The following is a 21,976-nucleotide window of genomic DNA, read 5'->3' as shown; positions in this document are numbered from 1 at the left end:
CTCAGTTCACCCCTGCGGTGAGGATGCGGCAATCTTCATGGTTCCAGCTGAGGCCGACCGAGGTGCCTTCCGACGGCGGCGGGTTACCGAGATTGGGGAGCGCCACCGAAAGCTGGCCTGCTGGCGTCGCCACGCCGAGCAGCCACTGCGCGCCCATGAAGTAGCGCGTCGTCACTTCACCGGCGATATGCCCCTCGCTCGCTGCAACGAGCTGTACCTTTTCAGGGCGGATGAAGACGGAAAGCTCGCCGGAAACTTTTTTGCCATTTGCAGGGAAGCGGATCGCGGTTTCGGCCAGCGCGATCATATCGCCTTCAGCGCGCGCTTTCAGGAAGTTCGACTTGCCGACAAAGTTGGAAATGAAGTGGTTATGCGGATGCTCATAGAGCTTGTAGGGGGCATCGACCTGCGTGATGACGCCCCTTTCCATGACCACGATGCGGTCGCTGATCGACAACGCTTCGGCCTGGTCATGCGTCACCATGATGGTGGTGATGCCGACCGTGCGCTGGATGCGGCGCAGCTCGAACTGCATTTCTTCACGCAATTGCGCATCGAGATTGGAGAGCGGCTCATCAAGCAGCAGAACCGGCGGATTGATGACCAGCGCACGCGCAATGGCCACACGCTGGCGCTGACCGCCCGACATCTCACGCGGATAACGATCCGCAAGAGCGCCAAGATGCACCAGTTCCAGCACGTCGCGAACGCGCTTTTCGCGCTCTGCCTTGGGAACCCTGCGCATTTCGAGGCCGAAGCTCACATTCTGCGCAACCGTCATATGCGGGAAGAGTGCATAGCTCTGGAAGACGACGCCCAGTTCCCGCCTGGCTGGCGCAAGGCGCGTGATGTCGCGTCCATCGAGCGTGATCGTGCCTGCCGTGGGCGGCACCAGCCCGGCGATCATCTGCAAGGTTGTGGTCTTGCCGCAGCCGGAAGGGCCGAGAAGCGAAATGAACTCGCCCTTTTCAATCGTCAGATTGAAATTGTCGACAGCCGCGAACTTGCCGTAGTGGCGGGAAATTCCGGAAAGGGTCAAAAAGCTCATTGCATCTCCCTCTCGGCATGACTTCCGCAAAATTGTGCGGGGGAGCGGAAGCGCCGTGATATTGTCTCACGTCGCCTCTTCGATAGGACTGGCTGGCGGGAGCGGCTTGATCGCGCCTTGAAGCGCCGATCCGACTTGTCCGTTTGAACGCATGATTATCCAGCCGCTTACGCAGCCGCAGCGTTCCCCTTGATTACAAGCAAAGCCGCCGATCCGCGTGCGGGCACTTTTCCAATGCCTTGCCGGACCTTCCCATTGGCGACGGTTTTAGATGGCGGAAAAATCCGTATGAATGCAAATTATAATTTTCAAATCCGGAAGAAATTATATATTTCTTTCAAAATGCAGAATTTGGAAGCAATTTTATGGATGATATATCTGAGAATCCGAAATCCGGCGCCGCGCTTAACTCAAGTCTGGTGAAGGCGATCCATATTTTGAAAGGTCTGGCCGCCAACAGGGATGACGGCGTGCGGCTCATCGATCTGGCGCGCGACCTCGAACTCAGCCAGCCATCGGCGCATCGCTTGCTCAAAACGCTGATTGCGGAAAACCTCGTCGAGCAGCTTCCCGACAAGAAAGCCTATCGCCTGTCGCTCGAGTTTTTTGCGATGGCCGCGCAGGCGCGCCAGCGCGACGGCATATTGAGCATTGCGCGTCCGTCGCTGCTGCGGCTTTCGACCACTTTCAATGATACGGTCTTCCTGCTGGTGCGCAGCAATTTCGATGCGGTCTGCCTCGACCGCGTGGAAGGACCGTTTCCGATCCGCTCCTTTACCGGCGATATTGGCGGCAAGGTGCCGCTCGGCATCGGTCAGGGCAGTCTCGCCATCCTCGCCTTCCTGCCGGAGGAAGAGCGCGAGGCGATCATCCGGTTCAACATGCCTCGCATTCTGGACAAGTCCGCCGTCGACGAGGTTGACCTGCGCATCATGATCGAGGGAGTGCGCAACACAGGCGCTGCGACCTTCAACTTCAACATGATCGATGGCATGGCTGGTCTTGGCGTGCCGATCTTGAACCGCGACGGCGAGGCCGTGGCTGCGCTCAGCATCGGCACGCTGGCCGCGCGCCTGACCGAAAAGCGCCAGGAGACGGTGACGGAACTTCTGCGCAAGGAAGCGGCGATCATCTCGCAAAAGCTCAATCCATTCGACCCGACGCTGCGGCACCCCAATCAGGCTTTGTTGAAATAAACGAAAGCTTTAGCATTGTTGCGCGCAACAGAGTTGCTTTGTCCACAGCGGACAAAAAGTTTGGCAATTGACTCACACACGCCGTCAGCGTTTGATCTCTATCAGGTGTGGGGGTTCTGTGGGCGGAGGCAAATTATCCAAAGCAGAAAATCCATCTCTATAACGCTACAGTATTGGAGTTCTGTTGTGATCAAATCCACCAGACGGGGAATAATCCACCTGGCCTTTGCCCTTGCCGCATCGACGGCGATGGGCACCTTCGCCACCACGGCGGCACAGGCTCAGGACAAGATCCTGCTCATCATCAATGGCGCGCTCGGCGACAAGTCGTTCTTCGACAGCGCCGCCAAGGGCATGAAGATGATCAAGGACAAGTATGGCGACGACGTCGAGACCAAGATTCTCGAAATCGGCGACGATCCGACCAAATGGGAGCCGGTGTTCCTCGATGCGTCCGAGCAGGACTGGGACCTCATCATCGGCGGCACCTACCAGATGGCGGAAACCGTCGGCTCGGTCGCCCAGCAATATCCGGACAAGAAATACATTCTCTATGATGCGAGCGTGCCTTATGAAGAAGGCGGCTACGACAATGTCTACTCCATCCAGTACAAGCAGAACGAAGGTTCCTATCTCGGCGGCATGCTGGCGGCGTCGCTGCTGAAGGAAGGCAAGCTCGGCGATACGGGCAAGAATCTCGGCTTCCTCGGCGGCATGGACATTCCCGTCATCAACGACTTCCTCGTCGGCTATATCGCCGGTGCGCAGGCAGTTCAGCCTGATGTGAAGATCGCCATTTCCTATGCCGGGTCCTTCATGGATGCCGCAAAGGGCAAGGAACTCGGCCTCGCGCAGTATCGTTCCGGCGTTTCGCTTGGCTTCGTCGTCGCCTCGCAGACCGGCCTCGGCCAGCTTTCCGCTGCCAAGGAAACCGGCAAATATGTGCTCGGCGTCGATTCCGATCAGGAAGCGATCTTCAAGGACAGCGATCCGGCCATTGCCAAGCAGGTTGTCAGCTCCGTTCTGAAGAATGTCGATGTCAGCCTTCTGCAGGCCTATGAGCGCTTCAAGGCAGGCGACCTGCCGTTCGGCAAGGCGGAAGCACTCGGCCTCAAGGAAGGCGCTGTCGGCATCGTGGAAGATGGCAACATGGCAACCATGGCCACGCAGGAAATGAAAGACGCCATCAACAAGGCTTCCGACGAGATTTCCGAAGGCAAGATCACGGTTCCGACCGCATTCGGCATGAGCACCGAGGATCTCAACGCGATCCGCAATAAGGTTCGTCCCTGATCGTGGAAAATCCAGCTGAAAATATTGAAGGCGGCGATGCTATCGTCGCCTTCCGCCCAATCGTCGCCTTCCGCGATGTGAACAAGGTCTATCCGAACGGCACTGAGGCGCTTCGCGACGTGTCGTTTTCGATCCGCGCCGGTTCCATCCACGCCATTTGCGGCGAGAACGGTGCGGGCAAATCCACGCTCATGAAAATCCTGTTCGGCATCGAAAATGCCACCGCAGGCGAAATCGTTGTCGATGGCAAGCACATCGCCTCCTGGTCGCCGGAAGACGCTGCGGCACAAGGCATCGGCATGGTGCACCAGCATTTCTCGCTTGTGCCGACCCTGACCGTCACCGAAAATATCATTCTTGGTCATGAACCGGTGAAGGCCGGGCTGATCGACCGCGCGGGTGCGCGCAAGACGGTCCAGGACCTGATGCAGCAATATGATCTGCACGCCGACCCGGATGCGATCACGGGTGCGCTTTCCGTCGCCGCCCAACAGAAGGTCGAAATTTTGAAGGCGCTGGCGCGCCGCACGAGGCTCCTGATCCTCGATGAGCCGACCGCCGTCCTCTCCCCGCCGGAGATCGAGGAACTGATGCGCAAGCTGAAGTCGCTTCGCGACGAAGGCATTACCATCCTCTTCATTTCCCACAAGCTGAACGAAGTGCGCGAACTGGCCGAAAGCGTTACAGTGCTGCGCGCCGGCGCTGTTGCAGGCACGGAAAAACTTGCCGATGTGCCGGACGATGCCATCATGCAGATGGTCATGGGACATGCGGTCGACATTCCGCAACGCGCCCACAAGCATGGCGCGATGAAAACCGTTCTCGACATGAAGGGTGTCACGACGAAAGCAGCCGATCCGGCAGACCGCATCAAGGATGTGAACCTGACCGTCGGCGCAGGCGAAATCGTCGGCGTTGCCGGTGTCGATGGCAGCGGCCAGCGCGGCCTCGTATCGGTGCTGTCCGGCCTTGCGGAAGCGGCAAGCGGCACGATCAGCCTCAACGGTGAGGATATGCTGCGCGCCGACACGGCAAGCTGGCGCAAAAAGGGTCTTGGCTATCTGCCAGCCGACCGCTTTTCGCAAGGTGGCGCCCCCGGCCTGTCTCTCGCCGAAAACGCGATAGCCGGGGCCGGATCGATTACCGCGGACAAGCAGATCTTCTGGGGACCATTCCTGCGCTGGAGCGCCATCAAGGCGCGTGTCAGCGGCATGATAAGGCAGTATTCGGTGCGGGCGGGCGCCATCACCGAAAGGCTCGATTCCCTTTCCGGCGGCAATGCGCAAAAGCTGATCGCCGCGCGCGAACTTGCCACCAATCCGAAGTTCCTGATCGCCGACCAGCCGACACGCGGCATCGACGTTTCGGCGGCGGCCTTTCTGCACCGCCGCATCGATGAAGTGGCGCAGGGCGGCTGCGCCGTGCTGCTGGTGAGTGCCGATCTCGATGAATTGCTGCGCCTGAGCGACCGGATCATCGTTCTCTTCAACGGACGTATCGTCACCGTTCTGGAAAACGGACCAGAGATCACACCAGCTGTCCTTGGACCTTATATGCTGGGGACACGAGCATGATCCCAAAAAGTGTAACGCGGTTTTTGGATGAGATCATGCTCAAGCAGAGAGTTGCAGCGTAATGCGCAGACTGATTTCCTACCTCATTCCATTCTTCCTGACCGTGCTTGTCATCGCCGTCATCATGGCCGTGCTTCTGGTGCCGCTGGCGCTGATGCAGGACAATCCTGCCGGGGTTCTCAAAACGTTTTTCCTCGGACCATTCGGCAGCATCCGCCATATGGGCAATGTGGTGGAAGCGGCAACGCCGATCATGCTGACGGGCCTTGCGATCACCATCATGTTTCGCGCCGGCCTGTTCAACCTGGGTGCGGAAAGCGGCTTCTTCCTTGGCGCGCTCGGTGCTGTGGCGGGTGCCGTTCTGCTCCCTTCGCTCGGCTGGTTCTCGCTGCCGGTTGCCATTCTATGCGGCGCGGTTGCGGGCAGTTTCGCCTGCACTATCCCGGCAGCGCTGCGGCTGCGTTTCGGCGCATCGGAAATGGTAACATCGCTCGTCCTGAACTATGCCTTCCTGTTTCTCGGCCTGTTCGTCCTCAACTATGTCATCCGCGATCCGGCTGCAGGCGGGATGATGTCGCTCAGGATTCCGCCCGATGCCAAGCTTGACCGTCTGCTCGCCGGTACGCGCCTCAATAGCGGTTCGATCATCGCCATTCTGGCCTGTATCGCTGGCGGCATCTGGCTTTACTGGACGCGCTCGGGCCTCAATATCCGTATCGCGGGCTCCAGTCCGGGCTTTGCCAATCATCTTGGCCTGCCGCTGAAGGGCATCATCATGCGCGCCCAGATTGTCGGCGGATTGGTGGCGGGCATGGCCGGTGCGCTGGAAGTGCTGGGCCTTCATGCCCGTTTTGCCTGGCTCGATCTGCCCGGTTATGGCTGGACCGGCCTCGTCGTCGCCATTCTGGCACGTGAAAATCCATTCCTGCTTATTCCGTCAGCCCTCTTCCTCGGTTTCGTGCAGGTGGGCGGCGATCTTCTGGCCCGCAACATGAACATCCCGACCGAAGTGGTGGGGCTGGTGACAGCGGCCATCATGGTGGGAGCGACGGCAAGCGTCATTCACAATCATCCGACCGTATTGCGGCTGATCCGCAACCTTCGCAATCGCGAAGGAGAACAAGCGGGAGTACAACCATGAGCATGGTCCTCGCACAGATTCTCGATCCATCCTTCATCGGCACCATCCTGCGCGTGGCAACGCCATTGTTGCTGGCAGCTCTTGGCGTGATGATTTCCGACCGCGCGGGCGTCCTCAATATCGGCATGGAAGGCATGATGCTGTCGGCAGCACTCATTGCCGTTCTGGCCAGTGCCGCCACCGGAAGTCCGGCTATCGGCCTGCTGGCGGCGCTCATCACTGGTGCAGCTCTCGGCTGGCTGATGTCGCTTTCGGTCAACCGGCTTGGCACCGATCTCATCATGACCGGCATCGCGCTCAACATCGCCGCGGCGGCGGCAACGACGCTCGGGCTTTTTCTTGCAACGGGCGACAAGGGCATGTCCGGCGCGCTCAAAAGCGGCGCACTGCCAAGCCTTCCCGTGCCCTTTATCGGCAATATTCACATATTGACCTTTGCAGCCCTTCTCGCCGTCCCGGCAGTCAGCCTTATGATGATGCGCACGCGCTTCGGCCTGCATCTGCGCGCCACCGGCGTCGATCCGAAATCAGCGCGCGCCGCTGGCATCCAGACGGGCCGGGTGCAGATGATGGCGCTTGTCCTCTCCGGCCTCTTCGGCGGTGCAGCCGGTGCTTATCTGTCGCTCGGCTATGTCACCTGGTTCGCCCAGAATATGACCGCAGGTCGCGGTTTCATCGCCATTGCGGCGGAAGTCATGGGACAAGGCACCGCATGGGGAACGCTTGTGGCAAGCCTGGTTCTTGCGGCGGCGGAAGCCTTCGCCATCACGCTTCAGAGCCTCGGACTGCCGTTCGAGCTGATGCAGATGATCCCTTATCTCGTCCCGGTCGTCGTGCTGACGATCCACGCGGCGCGCCGTCAGCGGCGCGCAAAGCAACTGAAAAACTCCTGAAATGCATCATCAGAATACTGACCAGAATACTGAAATGAGAGTGAAATGAAGGCTTGGGAACTGACCCGCGATCTGCTGCGCGACACGAAACCGGTGGTGCGCACGGCGGAGGAACAGACTTGGGATGCAAGCGCCGTCATGAAGGCGCAGGACGATCTCATGGCCATGTTCTGGAAAAGCAATGTGCCGGGTTCGGCTGCACCTGAATGCCTGATGGCGGGTGCGCTGCAATCGCTGGAAAACAAGGGCTTCGTCCTTGCCCCTTACGAAGAACTTCTGCGCGATGGGCTCACCGCACTTGGAAAAGGCGATTTTGAAACACTCTATCGCATCGACATGCGCCTGCGTGTCCTGATGCGCGCCGCGCGGCCCGATCCGGATCATCCGTCGCAAAAGACAGTGCGTTACGGGTCATGGGACGAATTCGACGCTGCCGTTCAATGGCCGGACGATGTGCTTTTTGCCGTCCAGTCCGAAGATTTCCGCGACCGCACCGCCGCCGCTTGGATGGCGCAGCTTGTCGGTGCGGCGGCTGGCACGGCGCTGGAAGGCTATACGGCTGAAAATATCGCCGAAACCTTCGGCCCGATCCGTGATTATGTGCGCGAGCCCAACACCTATAATGACGACATCACCTTCGAGATCGCATTTCTCGAAGCCTTTGGCGACAAGGGTTCGGCTGTCACCAGCGCCGACATTGCCGAGCGCTGGACCTCGCTGATCCCGCTTGGCTGGTCGGCGGAGGCAATCGCGCTTTCCAATATGCGGCGCGGCCTCACCGCCCCTGAAACCGGTACTTGCGACAATCCGTTCGATGAATGGATCGGCGCGCAGATGCGCGGCGTCATCTGCGGCATGGTGGTGCCGGGCCGCGCCCGCGAAGCTGCCCGCCTCGCATGGATGGATGCGGAAATCTCCCATGCCGGAAACGGTATTCTGGGCGAAGTCTTCAATGCCGTCATGGCGGCGCGCGCCTTTGCGGTCAGCGACACCCGCGAATTGGTGGTCTCAACCGCAGCACTTTTCCCGACCGAAACCGAATATGGTGCGGTTCTGGCTTTCGCGCTCGATGCCTGCCGTTCGGCCGGCAACTGGCAGGACGCATGGGCGAAATGCGATGCCGAATATGCCGAGTATAACTGGATTCATGTCTATCCGAATGCAGCCGCACAGGTGATCGCACTTTGGTTCGGCGAAGGCGATTTCGACCGCACGCTCGAAATCGTCTGCAGCATCGGCCACGACGTCGACTGCAATGCTGCGCAGATCCTTTGTGTCATCGCCATCCAGCGCGGCTCCGGCATCATCGCCGAACGGTGGTCGAAGCCGCTTCTGGCCGACGACATCGTCACCTATATGCGCCGCCCGGCGAAAATCTCCTTCGACGCGCTTGTCGACCAGACGGTCAGTGCGGCGCGCAACGCTCTCTAGAATATCTCATCAGGAACCTATCATGGCCCGTAAAATCATTATCGATACCGATCCCGGTCAGGACGATGCCGTCGCCATTCTTCTGGCGCTCGCAAGCCCCGAGCTTGATATTCTCGGCATCACCGCCGTTGCCGGCAACGGCCCGCTGGCGCGCACCGAGATCAACACGCGCACGGTCTGCGAAGTGGCGAAAAAGCCCGGAACCAAGGTTTTCGCAGGCTCCATCCGCCCTCTGGTTCGTCCGCTCGTGACGGCTGAAAACGTCCATGGCAAGACCGGCCTCGACGGCTACGACTTGCCTGCCCCTACCATGCCGCTTCAGGCCCAACATGGCGTTGATTTCATTATCGAAACGCTGATGACGGAAGAACCCGGCACCGTCACGCTTTGCCCGCTCGGACCGCTGACCAATATCGCATCCGCCTTGATCCGCGAGCCGAAGATTGCCGAACGCGTCAAGGAAATCGTGCTGATGGGCGGCGGCTATTTCGAGGGCGGCAACATCACGCCAGCGGCCGAATTCAACATCTATGTCGACCCGCACGCCGCTGCGGTCGTGTTCAAATCCGGCATCAAGATCACCATGATGCCGCTCGATGTCACGCACAAGGTGCTAACCACCGAAAAGCGCATCGCCGCCATTCGCGGCATCGGCACCCATGTCGGCGAAGTAGTCGCGGCATGGCTCGAATTCTTCGAGCGCTATGACGAAGCCAAATACGGCACCGATGGCGGCCCGCTGCATGACCCGAACGTCATCGCCTATCTCATCAAGCCGGAACTCTATTCGGGACGTGAATGCAATGTGGAAATCGAGATCAATTCGGAGCTGACCATCGGCGAAACAGTCGTCGACTGGTGGGAAGTGACAGACCGTCCGAAGAACGCGCTTTTCATCAAGGATGTGGATGCAGACGGCTTCTTCAGCCTGCTGACTGAACGTCTGGCCACGCTTTGATTTTTTCTGGGCATGATCTTATCCGAAAACCGGAAGTCCACTTTTCGGGATCATGCTCTAAATCTAATTCTCGTCACAAAAAAGCCGCGAGTGCCTTATTCTCGCGGCTTCGTCGCCATGTTTGGCGAGAGGTTTTTGTGCAGTTTTCTGCTCAAATTGACCGAAATCGGCGCAAATTGCCTCGAATCTTTATTCTGCCTTATTTTGCAGAAGGCCTGCCACTTCGACTGCGGTCGGCGCAGCCGCGCCAGCACCCACTCTTGTGACCGCAATCGCGCCCGCTGCCGAACCATGGCGCACGCAATCGTGCAAGGACTGGCCCTGCGAGAAGGCAACCGCGAAACCACCGTTGAAACTGTCACCGGCGGCAACCGTATCGACCACCTTGACCTTGAACGGCGCAAAATGTTTGACCTCATCCGCCGTCACCAGCAGCGCGCCCCGGCTTCCAAGCTTGAGGATAACCGTCTTCGGCCCGCGCTCCAGAAGATTGCGCGCGGCAGCTTCCGCCGAAGCAAGATCGGTCGGTTCGATACCGGTAATTTCGGCGGCTTCCGTCTCGTTGGGAGAGATGATGTCGCTGAGCGCAATCAGGTCCGCCATATGGCTTGCATCGCCGACCGGCGCCGGATCGAGCAACACGCTGCCGCCTGCCGCACGCGCGGCCTTTGCCACGGCCAGATTGGCAATATGGGGAACTTCGCGCTGCAACAGCGTAATCTTCGCCCTGGCAATATCGGCAGCATAACCGTCAATATCGACAGCCGACCAGCGCGCATTGGCACCAGCGCAAACCGCAATAGTGTTCTGCCCCGCTTCCTCGACCTGAATGATCGCCATGCCCGTATCGACACCGTCAATCACGCGCACGCTTTCGGTGTTGAGGCCAAATTCCTGCATCTGCTTCACGGCCAGTTCGCCAAAGGCATCATTGCCGACAGCGCCGACAAAGCGAATATCACCGCCAAGCTTGGCAACCGCCACCGCCTGATTGGCGCCCTTGCCGCCGAGGCCGATACCATAGCCCGATGCATTCACGGTCTGTCCCGGACGCGGCAGCGCGGCCATCCGGGCGCTGACATCCACATTCACACTGCCGAAAATGAAAATCTTCAACGGCTTCCTCCATCATTTTGTCGCCGCACCATAGCTGCGCCGAAACAAAACTTCCACGCCGGGCTTGTCACCATACACAGAGAGAACAAGCGGCAAGCTCCCGCTTCAGCAGTTCTTCAAGCCAGTCGGCAAAGACCTGGAGACGACGGGAAAGGTGCTGGCGGTGGGGATAGAGAAACGTCATCCGCATCGGCTCAGCGCGCATATTGGGCATTACCTCAACCAGTTCGCCCACTTCCAGCTGGCGCTTGACATCATAGGCCGGAATCTGGATGAGGCCGAGGCCGGCGAGACAACAGGCGATATAGGCTTCGGCGCTGTTGACAGTAACGCGGCCGCGCACCGGCATGGATCGCGTCACGCCGTCTTCGACCCATTCCCAAGGCTCGACGCGCCCGCTCGACGGCGAGGCATAATTAACGGCCCAATGCGCGGAAAGATCGGAAGGCGTTTCGGGAATGCCGTACCGCTCCAGATAGGCCGGGCTCGCAACGTTAATCAGCGGTAGCTCTCCGAGCGATCGGGCGATCAGCCCGGAATCGGTCAATGGCCCGACGCGCAGAACGCCGTCGACACTTTCTTCGACAAGATTGACGGCGCGATCCGTCACCCCGAGATGTATGTCGATTTCCGGATAGGCATCCAGAAACGCGGGCAAGGCAGGCGCAATGATCAGGCGCCCGATGCGACCGGGAACATCGATCCGCAGCGTGCCGGATGGCGCGGCGGTATTGCGGAACAGGTTTTCCGCTTCTTCCACATCCGCAATCAGGCTCAGGCATCGTTCATAGAAGGCCGCACCATCCTGCGTCGTCGACACGCTTCTGGTCGTCCGGTGAAGGAGCCGCGCTCCCAGACGCCCCTCCAGTTCGAGAACCGCAGCTGAAACGGAGGAGCGCGGCACACCGAGCGTATCGGCAGCACGCGTAAAGCTCGAACATTCAACGACACGGGCGAAGACACGGAAGAGGTCGATACGATCCAAGATGTTCTGCCTCCATTGTCCATCATATCTGACAGGTGTTGTCAGAATGACCGTCTTTATAAGACTATTGTAGACGATACTCTTCCGGCCTGAAAGCGGCTGCGTGGCGCAGTCGCATCGGAAAAGAAGGTTGAAGCCATGACAGACCACAACATCAAGGGCAGAACCGTTATCATCGCCGGTGGCGCCAAGAATCTCGGCGGATTGATTGCCCGCGATTTTGCAGAACACGGGGCAAAGGCGATCGCAATCCATTACAACAGCGCATCGACCAAAGCGGATGCGGACGCCACCGTGGCCGCGGTGAAGGCCGCTGGCGCGGAAGCGGTTTCCTTTCAGGCCGATCTCACCACCGCCGGTGCGATGGAGAAACTCTTCGCTGACGCGATTGCCGCCATCGGGCGTCCCGATATCGCCATCAACACGGTTGGCAAGGTCTTGAAGAAGCCGATTGTCGAGGTTTCGGAAGCGGAATATGACGAGATGACCGCCGTCAATTCAAAGTCAGCCTTTTTCTTCCTGAAGGAAGCAGGCAAACACGTCAACAACAATGGCAGTATCTGCACGCTGGTAACCTCGCTGCTCGGTGCCTACACGCCGTTCTATGCTGCCTATGCCGGCACCAAGGCCCCGGTCGAGCATTTCACACGCGCAGCTTCCAAGGAATTCGGCGAACGCGGCATATCGGTAACCGCAATCGGCCCCGGCCCGATGGATACGTCATTCTTCTATCCGGCAGAAGGCGAGGACGCTGTCGCCTATCACAGGACCGCAGCAGCACTCTCCAAGTTTTCCAAAACCGGCCTTACCGATATTGAGGATATCGTCCCCTATATCCGCTTCCTCGTCTCGGACGGTTGGTGGATGACCGGGCAGACCATTCTCGTCAATGGCGGCTATACGACCAAGTAAGATCAATAGCGGCCTGCCTATGGAAGGCAGGCCGCCAACCTGCAGCTTGGAAGAAGGGTCATTCAGCCTTCAGAAACTCGCCCACTTCCAGCAGGACGAATTCATTGTCATCCACCTTGTCGAGCGCGCGCCCAGCCGAGAAAGGCAGGTTGTTATCGTTGCCGACGATAATATGCGTTTCGTCCACGCGGTCCACATTCTCGATGGTCAGGAACGGCATGTCGTAAATGCCCTCGCGCCCGCCCTGACGGCGCTTGTTTTCCGGGTCGGCAATGGCGAGCAGATCGATATAGCCGATCTTGCGCACTTCCTTGCCGACATTGCTGTCATCGAACGCGATCTTGTAGATGCGCTTCACCTTCGACGGCACATCGAAGCAATCGGCCTGCGGCTTTTTCGGATCGGCGCAAGCCGTGTCCGCCGTGCCGACGCCATTATCGCGCTCGATGACCAGCGCCGTGGTTTCATCCAGCATATTGAAATCGCCGATAGCTTCGCCGCCCTCCGCCAGCGGATAGAGCCAGGACCGGCCCGTCCACTTCTTGTCCGCAACATTGAACTCGATGACGCGCAGGCCGGTCTTGCCGCTCTCGGTCTTTTCCGGCGCACCATCGACAAAAAGCGGGCCTTCCAGAAGACCATAGAGCTTCGAGCCGTCCTTGGACATGGCAAGCCCCTCGAAGCCGCCGGAGCGCTTCAGATTATAGGCCGGGAGCTTGAGGCTCGGATTGGCGGGCAGAGCAAGCTTCGGATTATCCGGCGACACCACTTCCGTCTCGCCAACGAAAGTCGGGAACACATCGATCAGCTTGCCGTCCGTGTCGAATTTCAAGAGGTACGGCCCGAACTCCTCGCCGATCCAGAAACCATCCGCCACCGGCTGGATGGATTCCACGTCGAAGTCGGCGCCGGTCAGATAACGCTTTTCTGCCCCTTCCATGACGATAGGGAACGGAGCCTTCCTGTCCGGATCGCTGAGGAACACGGTTTTCACGCGCTCGACCGTTCCCTTGTCCCAGTCGAACTTGACATTGTGCAGCATCAGCATGGCATCCGGCGAATTGAGCTTTGAGCCGAAGCCATTGTCGGACAGCGACCAGAAGCTGCCGTCTTCCATGGTCTTGATGCCGGAAAAGCCCTGTACCGGCTGGCCGTCGAACGGCACCGAAAGGCCGGTCTTGCGCACGCCGTCCTTGCCTTCCACCGTGCCGATGCCCTCAGCGCGCTTGCGGTCGGCGGTGGTGAACTTGCCTGACGTTTTCAGATGCTGGCTCGCATCCTCCGGCGCGGCGATGATCGTGTTCGCGGGCAGGATGGCATGAGCCTTCAGCGTGGCAGGAAAAGCCTTTTCTTCGGCGGATGCCGGAAATGCCAGTGCGACGGCACCGGCAAGCATGGTCGAGGCGACGAGACGCGATATCATGATAAGTCCCCGTTGGAATTGAAATATCTGGAGTTCAAGCTATAGGGACGCAATTAGGCTGAGTTTGTATCGCTGGCTTGACGCTTCCATGAAGCTTTGACGAAGGCCCCGTTTTTCTGGAAATGCCGTGGTTTTCAATTGCGTCTGAGAATGATTTTGCGGGCAGGCGGGGTTTCCGATAAAACCATCCCGGTTTATCGATTGAGGGGTTGGTGATGACCGACATGACGACTGCGCGGCGCAATATTCTTATCCTGACGATTGCACAGGCACTCGGCGCTTCCAGCCCGCCCATCGTGATTTCGCTTGGCGGTCTGGTCGGGCAGAAACTGTCTTCCGATCCGGCGCTCGTCACGCTTCCTGTCAGCCTGTTCAATCTCGGCCTTGCGCTCGGCACTTTGCCTGCCGCTTTCTTCATGCGCCAGTTCGGACGCCGCAATGCCTATATGCTGGGCGCGCTTGTCGGCGTTTCGGCTGGCTTGATTGCCGCCGCGGGCATTTTTGCCGCTTCCTTCCTCATCTTCTGTCTCGGAACGCTGACCGCCGGTTTCTATGCCGCCTATGTGCAGAGCTATCGTTTTGCCGCCACCGATGCGGCAACGGGCGACATGAAGGCGCGTGCCATATCATGGGTCATGGTGGGCGGGCTTGTCGCCGCTATCGTCGGGCCGCAGCTTGTCATTTGGACGCGCGACACCATTCCCGATGCCATGTTTGCGGGCAGTTTCCTCAGCCAGGCGGTTCTGGGGCTCCTCGCCCTCCCGGTCCTTTTTATGCTGCGCGCACCGAAAATCCGGAAAGATCCGAACGCCGCCCATGACACAGGCCGCCCGCTTGGCGAAATTCTGCGTTCGCCGCGCTTCATTCTTTCCGTAGCTGCCGGTGTCTGTTCCTATGCACTGATGACATTCGTGATGACGGCTGCCCCCATCGCCATGGTTGGCCATGGCCATTCCGTCGATCATGCGGCGCTTGGCATCCAGTGGCATGTGCTGGCCATGTTCGGCCCCAGCTTCTTCACCGGAAGGCTCATCACCCGTTTCGGCAAGGAAAAGATCACCGCGCTCGGGCTGGTGCTGATCGCCTTCTCAGCGATTATCGCACTGGGCGGCTTCGATGTCGGTCATTTCTGGGGGGCGCTGATCTTCCTTGGCATCGGCTGGAATTTCGGCTTTATCGGCGCGACCGCCATGGTGACCGACTGCCACACGCCAGCTGAACGCGGCAAGGCACAGGGTGCCAATGATTTCATCATGTTCGGCACCGTGGCCTGCGCTTCGTTCTTTGCAGGGTCGCTGTTGCATTCTTCCGGCTGGGAAACCATCAACTGGCTGGTCTTTCCGATTGTCGCCCTTGTTCTGGTGCCGCTCATCCTGCGTCTGAAGCCGAAAGGTGCTGCCGCAGAAGCCTGACAGATCAAAAGCCCTGCTCTTTCATCCAGAGCCTGCCGCCTTCGGACACCGCATCATAAACAGCACCACCGAGGGCGGCCCCGATATCCGTATGCAAGCCTGCATATGATGCCGCCTCTTCCGCTTGCCCGTGCGGAGCCGAAACGGCGATGCAATCCGTTCCAGTTCCGGTCGCGGCTCTGCCGCCGACATCGAGCCCAAGTTCCATAATGGCAGCGGTGCGGGCCTCGGCAGCAATCGACATTGCCTCTATATGAGCTGCGACCGACAATGGCATATCGATGTGAACCAGAAGATTGATCGTTCCGGCTGGCATCTTCATCTGCGTGCGTTCCCCCACCCTCCCCGCATTCGACAAGCCGACAGTGGCAAGACAGGCGGCCTGTGCTTCGCCGGAGCATCGCATTGCGACATGGTGCTTGTATACGCTGCGCGATGTCATCATTTGCACCGCTTCGCCGTAACCTGCTTCTCTCAGTCTTTCCTGCAGCAAACATGCCGGATCAACATCCAGCGTCAGATCGTCATTGCGCACTTCCAGCCAGACAACGGAATGCGCCGAGACGAAACCCGGACGTGTCAGCGACCAGCTTAAAATGTTTTGCTTGTCCGGAAATTCAGCCGCGAGCACCGGACCGGAACAATGGATTTTGAAAGGCAGCATGAAGGATCTATCGCAGATCGGCGCAGAAATCGCGACCGGCGCGGCGATAAAGCACGGCTTCGTGACTTGGCCACGGTTTCACAAGACTATATTCATCTGGGAATATTGTTTCGCGCGTCACGGAAACGGACAAGCGGTTTGCTCTGGATTGCGTCATGATCAACGATCTCACTGATGAGATATTCTGGATATTCACCATCGGGTGCTGCATCCTTTTCATCATGCGCCTCCTTTCGCCTCCCCCACGTCATAGGACCGATCAGGCGCAAGACCTGAATACATTGCGCCCTCGCCGTCGTTCACGTCGCCGCCGCTTTCAGGCACTGGACTGAGATCTGCTGACCGCATCAAACTTCAAAGCGTCAATCCATTCCAAGCCGTCCTGACATTCCGCCATAGCCTCGGCGTTAAACGACATTATAAAACATCAATGTCAGCTGGAATGCATTTTCGCACGCATGGCGACAATGTAGCCTAACAACCTGCTTTTGCTATTGTCTGAAGCTCTCCTGTCCGTTTTTCAACTGCAATTGGAACACTTGATCTTCTTAAGCTTCATGAACGATACGAAACCTAAATAGCCCTTTGGTTTTGTCATGCCGATAGAGGCTTATGGTTAACGATTTTGTCCATTCAGTGCCGCCATAAGCATCGGTCTGATCGAAAATGAGCCATTGGCCGCCTTTTCCGTCAGGATGCGCAAATAGCCCCCAGCGGACTGAATCCGCTCATAGCGCTGCAGCATATAGGCGATCACGATGGATGCATTATGCATTCCCAGCGTCTTCTTTGCCAGATCGTAGAGTTTTCCATCGATCCCGAGGAATGAGCGGACTTTCTCTGCCGTATTGGCCAAATCTTGCCAATGACGGATGGATGATAGGGCATAGGCCGTGATCTCCGGACAGGCACGAAGCACCATGTCGAGCGAAACCGTTGGTTCAACGGGAGCGCTGGCGATGTCGTTTATGCGCTGGTCGATAAATTCAGATGTCGCCTTTTCAAATTGGGAATCTGGATTCGATTCAATTTGCTGCCGCTCATTTTGAGATTCATTGGCGCGCAAATTTTGAACATTTTCATGAAGTTTCAATGCGTTATCGATTTCTGTGCGGATGAGCTGCAAGGATTCGACCAGCGCTGCCAGTTCTTGATGCTCTGCACGGCGCGGAATGCTGTCGACGATCTGACGGAAACGGTGGTTGATGTTCTGCCAGTCACCGGCGAGCTTTTCCTCAACTGCAAACTCGACGAGCTTGGTGATATCGCGGCGCAGCAATGTCAGCCGTTCGCGCATTTCACGCAATGCAGTCTTCTCCGCCCTCACCTGTTCGGCAGCTTTTTCCAGTTCACACGCACGCGCCAGCAGCGGTGCCAGTGAAAAGCCGAATGCAATCTGCACATCGCCGCCTTTAGCACGGCGGGCATAACGCTTGCCATTCGGGCTGTCCTGACGAAGGATGAAACCGGCATCGACCAGCGCTGCCAGATGACGGCGCAAGGTTGCATCGGCCATTCCATGCGCACGCAAGGCCAGCTGCTTGTTGGATGGGAACACGATGAGGCTGCTCTTTTCGTTCAGTTCCATTTCCGGATAGAACGACAGCAGCGCCGAAAGAACCGCCAGAGAGCGATCATTCAGGCTGAACAGCGTCTTTGCTTCACACAGCCAACGATGCAGCTGCCATTTATCGGCAACGGTTCCTTGCGCGATTTGCTGTGTGTTCTGTTGACTTGCCAACAAGGCAAGCGTCATCCTTCGACTGCCGAACGGCGTCGAGGCCAGTTGAATCTCCATTTTCTTTCACCTTCCACAAGGCAAAAGAAATCCACCCGCCGAAATGACGCTAATTACACTTGACAGTGATTCGTGGATTTGCGATTCTCTAGCTGCTAAACCAATGAGAAGGGCTTCCACACGGCGACGTTTGGGGGCCTTTTTCTTTTGCTGTCTCGTTCCTCTTCCTGAACAGTTTCGACGCAAACACACTTGCTAAAGCGTGCCGCGTTTTGTCGTAGTCATACGACACGCTTTAAGTTTTTGTTTTCATGCATGTCTTTATCCCAAAACCGGTTCCCACTTTTGGGAGACATGCATTATTGAACGCTACACAATCAGATCTCAGCAACCGCTATCGATCCGTACGCTTACTTACTTCTCCTCGCTCCGGAATGACGCGTAGAGCTCATCCAGATTGCGAGAAAGCCAATCGGCAAAACGAGGCCCGTTGGCTGCACTGAGAGCCAATGTAGCCGATTTGCCATTCTGTTTGATAACGGCGCTGACGGATTTATCGGAAGCCGTCCAGCTGGTGCCGGGACGCAGAGCGGCCTTGGTAACCGGTTTCTTTTGCTTTCCGCCTTTCAGATAACCATAAAGCTGCTCGAAACGATCGACGGAGGATGCCCTTTCAAAGGTCGATGTAGCCAGAAGCTCTTCTGCCGCATCCTTTTTGCCCGGAATCTCGATCAGCTTGCGCAGTTCCAGCCAGCGATCACGACCGATGCCTTTTGCCGGGCCGATGGCAAGAAGAATATGTTCTGGAACGGCCTTCGGAATGGTCAGCATCTTCGACAGAGTCTGATAATCGACCGTCAATGCCGCCTGTATGGCTTCACGTTCAAAGCCCAGCGCTTCAAGGCGCGCTGCAAAGAAAACACGCTCGATAAAACTCAGATTGGCACGGGCAGAGTTTTCCTGGCCCTGGCTCAGAACATGCTCCAGATCGGCGAGGGGCTTGATGACGGCCTTGACCTTGATGCCAAGCTCTCGGGCAACGCGGGCGCGGCGATGACCGAAAACGATCATATAGCGGCCACTGGTCCCTGGATGCGGACGCACGAGGATAGGGCTGTCCTGACCGCGCTCACGAATGGCCTCCAGAAGCTCCTGATACTCGTCGTCATTTGTTTCCGGCAGACGATCCGCGACGAAAGAAACGTCCAGATCGACAGGATCAAGCTCAACAATGGTTTCACCATCGAGCTTCTGGGCGGCCTGCTTGGCCAGTTCATCGATCGAGGCGGATAGAGATTTGGCGGCACCGAACCGGCGCGATACGTTTTCAACCGGCTGTGTGGCATGTTCAGCCGCCGGTTCGTCCCGCATGACGCTTTCGAATATGTTCTTTCTTGCCATTCTCTTTTCCTCAAACCGGCCAGAGACCTGATTTTATTCGATATTCGCCGTTTTAGTCGGCAGTCTAACGCCCCCATGCCTCGTGAATGAGGCCGCGAATTTCGGAATTAACCGCCTCCATGGCCTCCATGGCGCGATCATAGGTGCCGCGATTCATTGATGAACGCTCGACCTCGTAAAGCGTCTGCTTTGTGAGACCGGCATCCGAAATCGCGGTTGATTTCAGCATCTGATGCTTCAGCATGTGCGAAGCCAGCATGCTTTGCATGAAGCCGACCATCTGCGCCTGGGGCACATCGGTCGGTTCGTAACGTGTAATCAGATAGCGGAACCAGTCGAGTTGGACTGCACCGCCAGCCTGACGAACCGTTTTCAGAATATCGCCCAGCATGAGCAGGAATTGCGACATGGACATGAGGTCGAGCATCTGCGGATGAACGGTGATCAGGACGGAGGTCGCCGCAGAGAGAGCGGTGAGCGTGAGATAGCCCAGCTGGGGAGGGCAATCGATAACCACGACATCATAGTCGCCATCCACGTCGGACAAAGCCCGTGCGATGCGGTTCCAGAATGTCTTGCCTTCACCGCCATTCTGCATGGCGAGCGGCGTATCATATTCATATTCCTGCAGCTCCAGCATGGCCGGAATAATATCAAGACCGGGGAAATTGGTGCGGCGAATGACTTCGCGGATAGGCTTCCTTTCGGAATCGTAACGAATTGCCTCATAGAGGGACGGGAATTCATCCAGCTCCGGCTGGATGCCATGCAGTGCTGACAGCGAAGCCTGCGGATCGAGATCGATTGCAAGCACGCGATGCCCGGTCAGCGCCATATGCTGCGCCAGATGCGCGGCTGTCGTGGTCTTGCCGGAGCCGCCCTTGAAGTTGACGACGCCGATAACCTGGAGCTTCTCATTGCCGCGACGATGCGGAACATAGCGCTTCACCTCGGCGCGACCGTTCTGGTCGAGCCATTGGCGCAGTTCCTGAATCTGCTCGACACTATAGGCGCGGCGACCACCTGTAAGAATGGTCGGCTCGACGCCTTTGCCTTCCAGGTGTAGTTTTTTGAGATTGCTGGGAGACACGCCAAGGAAATACGCAGCCTCAGCCATCGAAAACTGGCGCAGCATATTCTTGCGCGCATCCGGCGGAAAGTTTTCGTGACGCAGCAGATTGAGCTTGCGAGAAATCTCGCGCCCTTGCGATAATATCATGTCGTCAAACGACAAGGCTGCTGCTGGATTTGCGATATTCATTACTTGGGGTCCCTAGTGACGGCATTGGAACGGTTACCGCCTAAATACCGTCATTATGTCCGATTCTTATTCTATCGCAAGGGGCAGCCGCATTAACAAAGAGTTAGCGCCGATATTAAAATTAAGCAAAATTTTATCGATTCGGCTAATGTCGGCCTATCCGTTTGTTTTTATGGCCTTTTATGAGTTTTAGACCGCAGTCTATAATCCGCACACCTCATCTCTTTGCCAATTTCAAACGGGAAGAGTCTGTTTCCACACGGAAATAAGGCGGTTTTCCCGGTTGAGAGCAGAGCTTGAGCGATTCTCTGATTATGGGGTCTCGCAAGCATTGTTACGGTGTGGAAATGATAGATGTGACCTGAATTCGCAAAGGCAGACCCACTCCGCTTTGCGCGTGGCGCCGGAATGGAGCGGAAGTTGCTCAATCAGCACCAATGGGCTCGCTGTTCGGGGTCGCCATGCTTCTGATGCTGCTCCTGTGAAGCGGGTTTGTCGCCATTTGCGGAAAATGTTGAGCAGCCGGGCTGAAATTGACACGAGAAGGCTCAAAATGAGACATGCAGATTTTATGGTTGCGTGGCTTCGATAGCAATTTGGAGCGCGTTTCGATCTGGTTGAAGCAGATCGGCGCTCCAAAGTCTTCTACCTGAAGCATAATCTTGTCGAGCCTCGTTTCACTCCGGTCGGAATATGCTCTGATCCTTCGGGCTTACTTTGTCCTTTTCTCCTGTATGAAATAGGGCGAAACGAGGTGTGAGTTTGCTCGATGATATGCTGTGGCGTCGACAATCGAATTGCGCACGCTTCTGGAAGGGGAGGGCAGGCCCCTTTTTTTGGAATGAGATTCGAAATTGTATGTCTTTATCCCGGAAGCGGTCTATCCTTCGGTTTTTCTGGTTTCTCCTTCCATGGGGATGGATTTCTTAACCAAATCGGATTAGCATCAAAGCCATTGAAGAGATTTCTTCAGTGGCGTCCGATCAAGGCATAAGCTGCGCCAGATTCCTTTCCGAAAGAGCGAAATTTGACCGTCAGTCAGACGAAAGCTAAGGTTATTTTAGCTTTCGTAGCATCTTGAATGGTTATATTTTTCAACCTATTGCCTGAGCAGGCTTCTGTATCAGAAAAGTTGGCCGCACAGTAAGCGGGGCAGATCCGGGGGCAATGCCATTTTGTTGTGCAGTTGCGCGGTGAGTTGCGATCTACCATAATTCCTTTTGCCCAAGAAGGTCGTATAGATTGCACGATGAAGAAGACGCCGATTACCGAGCTGGATATTGATAGTCTGGATGAAGCCACGCTGATGGAATTGAACCGGCACATCGTTGAGCGATTGCAGTTTCTCCATCAACAAAAGACAGCCGCTGTGCTGCAGGAGATCAAGATCGGCAGTGGCGTGATGTTTGAAGGGCCAGATGGTACGATGGTTCGAGGCTTTGTTATTCGTCGCAATCGCAAGACGGTGACGGTGCACACGGATGACGACAAACAGTGGAATGTTTCACCGTCATTACTGAGCTTGACGGG

At 57.3% G+C, this 21,976-nt stretch carries 18 protein-coding genes; 10 read left to right on the top strand and 8 right to left on the bottom strand.

The features are described 5' to 3' along the window. Position 1: 1 nt before the first annotated feature. Positions 2–1,048 (bottom strand): ABC transporter ATP-binding protein, encoded by a 1,047-nt coding sequence (locus JNC70_RS15455; protein ID WP_104755372.1) that lies wholly within the window; start codon positions 1,046–1,048, stop codon positions 2–4. A 365-nt stretch (positions 1,049–1,413) separates the two neighbouring features. Between JNC70_RS15455 and JNC70_RS15450 the strand changes: the two genes are divergently transcribed. The 7 genes from JNC70_RS15450 to JNC70_RS15420 all read left to right on the top strand — a co-directional run bounded on the left by JNC70_RS15450 (position 1,414) and on the right by JNC70_RS15420 (position 9,534). Next, positions 1,414–2,244 carry an IclR family transcriptional regulator gene (locus JNC70_RS15450; RefSeq protein WP_104755373.1) on the top strand — a complete coding sequence of 277 codons (831 nt, stop codon included), beginning with the start codon at positions 1,414–1,416 and terminating at the stop codon, positions 2,242–2,244. Between the two features lie 186 nt (positions 2,245–2,430). Further along, complete coding sequence (locus JNC70_RS15445) at positions 2,431–3,537, top strand: BMP family ABC transporter substrate-binding protein (protein WP_104755374.1); 1,107 nt, start codon at positions 2,431–2,433, stop codon at positions 3,535–3,537. Between the two features lie 2 nt (positions 3,538–3,539). Continuing rightward, positions 3,540–5,111 carry an ABC transporter ATP-binding protein gene (locus JNC70_RS15440; RefSeq protein WP_104755375.1) on the top strand — a complete coding sequence of 524 codons (1,572 nt, stop codon included), beginning with the start codon at positions 3,540–3,542 and terminating at the stop codon, positions 5,109–5,111. Between the two features lie 61 nt (positions 5,112–5,172). Next, a complete protein-coding gene (locus JNC70_RS15435) occupies positions 5,173–6,252 on the top strand; it encodes an ABC transporter permease (RefSeq protein WP_104755376.1) in 1,080 nt (359 codons plus the stop codon). Continuing rightward, positions 6,249–7,145, top strand: a complete 897-nt coding sequence (locus JNC70_RS15430) for an ABC transporter permease (RefSeq protein WP_104755377.1) — start codon at positions 6,249–6,251, stop codon at positions 7,143–7,145. Before JNC70_RS15435 ends, JNC70_RS15430 begins: the two co-directional genes overlap by 4 nt. Positions 7,146–7,190: 45 nt before the next feature. Next, positions 7,191–8,576, top strand: coding sequence for an ADP-ribosylglycohydrolase family protein (locus tag JNC70_RS15425; protein WP_104755378.1), 1,386 nt, complete (start codon positions 7,191–7,193; stop codon positions 8,574–8,576). A 22-nt stretch (positions 8,577–8,598) separates the two neighbouring features. Continuing rightward, positions 8,599–9,534: a nucleoside hydrolase gene (locus JNC70_RS15420; protein WP_104755379.1), complete on the top strand. Its 936-nt coding sequence runs from the start codon at positions 8,599–8,601 to the stop codon at positions 9,532–9,534. Positions 9,535–9,723: 189 nt separating this feature from the next. Here the strand turns inward: JNC70_RS15420 and rbsK are convergent, their stop codons facing one another. Next, positions 9,724–10,602 (bottom strand): ribokinase, encoded by an 879-nt coding sequence (gene rbsK / locus JNC70_RS15415; RefSeq protein WP_245414745.1) that lies wholly within the window; start codon positions 10,600–10,602, stop codon positions 9,724–9,726. Between the two features lie 115 nt (positions 10,603–10,717). Continuing rightward, positions 10,718–11,635, bottom strand: coding sequence for a LysR family transcriptional regulator (locus tag JNC70_RS15410; RefSeq protein ID WP_104755381.1), 918 nt, complete (start codon positions 11,633–11,635; stop codon positions 10,718–10,720). 138 nt (positions 11,636–11,773) lie between these two features. Here JNC70_RS15410 and JNC70_RS15405 point away from each other — a divergent pair, with 138 nt between their 5' ends. Beyond that, complete coding sequence (locus JNC70_RS15405; protein WP_104755382.1) at positions 11,774–12,547, top strand: SDR family oxidoreductase; 774 nt, start codon at positions 11,774–11,776, stop codon at positions 12,545–12,547. A 58-nt stretch (positions 12,548–12,605) separates the two neighbouring features. Here the strand turns inward: JNC70_RS15405 and JNC70_RS15400 are convergent, their stop codons facing one another. Further along, positions 12,606–13,970: an esterase-like activity of phytase family protein gene (locus tag JNC70_RS15400; protein WP_104755383.1), complete on the bottom strand. Its 1,365-nt coding sequence runs from the start codon at positions 13,968–13,970 to the stop codon at positions 12,606–12,608. Between the two features lie 215 nt (positions 13,971–14,185). Here JNC70_RS15400 and JNC70_RS15395 point away from each other — a divergent pair, with 215 nt between their 5' ends. Beyond that, positions 14,186–15,382: an MFS transporter gene (locus JNC70_RS15395; protein WP_104755384.1), complete on the top strand. Its 1,197-nt coding sequence runs from the start codon at positions 14,186–14,188 to the stop codon at positions 15,380–15,382. A gap of 4 nt (positions 15,383–15,386) precedes the next feature. On the opposite strand, the gene JNC70_RS15390 is transcribed toward JNC70_RS15395, so the two are convergent. From JNC70_RS15390 to repA, 4 genes are all read right to left on the bottom strand, one after another. Further along, positions 15,387–16,046: an adenosylcobinamide amidohydrolase gene (locus tag JNC70_RS15390; RefSeq protein WP_104755385.1), complete on the bottom strand. Its 660-nt coding sequence runs from the start codon at positions 16,044–16,046 to the stop codon at positions 15,387–15,389. A 616-nt stretch (positions 16,047–16,662) separates the two neighbouring features. After that, positions 16,663–17,844 carry a plasmid replication protein RepC gene (gene repC, locus JNC70_RS15385; protein WP_104755386.1) on the bottom strand — a complete coding sequence of 394 codons (1,182 nt, stop codon included), beginning with the start codon at positions 17,842–17,844 and terminating at the stop codon, positions 16,663–16,665. A gap of 354 nt (positions 17,845–18,198) precedes the next feature. Then, positions 18,199–19,185 carry a plasmid partitioning protein RepB gene (repB, locus tag JNC70_RS15380; protein ID WP_104755387.1) on the bottom strand — a complete coding sequence of 329 codons (987 nt, stop codon included), beginning with the start codon at positions 19,183–19,185 and terminating at the stop codon, positions 18,199–18,201. A gap of 64 nt (positions 19,186–19,249) precedes the next feature. Beyond that, positions 19,250–20,446, bottom strand: coding sequence for a plasmid partitioning protein RepA (gene repA, locus JNC70_RS15375; RefSeq protein ID WP_104755388.1), 1,197 nt, complete (start codon positions 20,444–20,446; stop codon positions 19,250–19,252). 1,249 nt (positions 20,447–21,695) lie between these two features. Between repA and JNC70_RS15370 the strand changes: the two genes are divergently transcribed. Further along, positions 21,696–21,976: hypothetical protein (locus JNC70_RS15370; RefSeq protein ID WP_374788655.1), on the top strand; the 281-nt coding region annotated here is incomplete at its 3' end.

It is taken from the genome of Brucella oryzae (assembly GCF_041929965.1).
Classification (GTDB): Bacteria; Pseudomonadota; Alphaproteobacteria; order Rhizobiales; family Rhizobiaceae; genus Brucella; species Brucella oryzae.
This window is presented reverse-complemented; position numbering and strand designations above follow the sequence as displayed.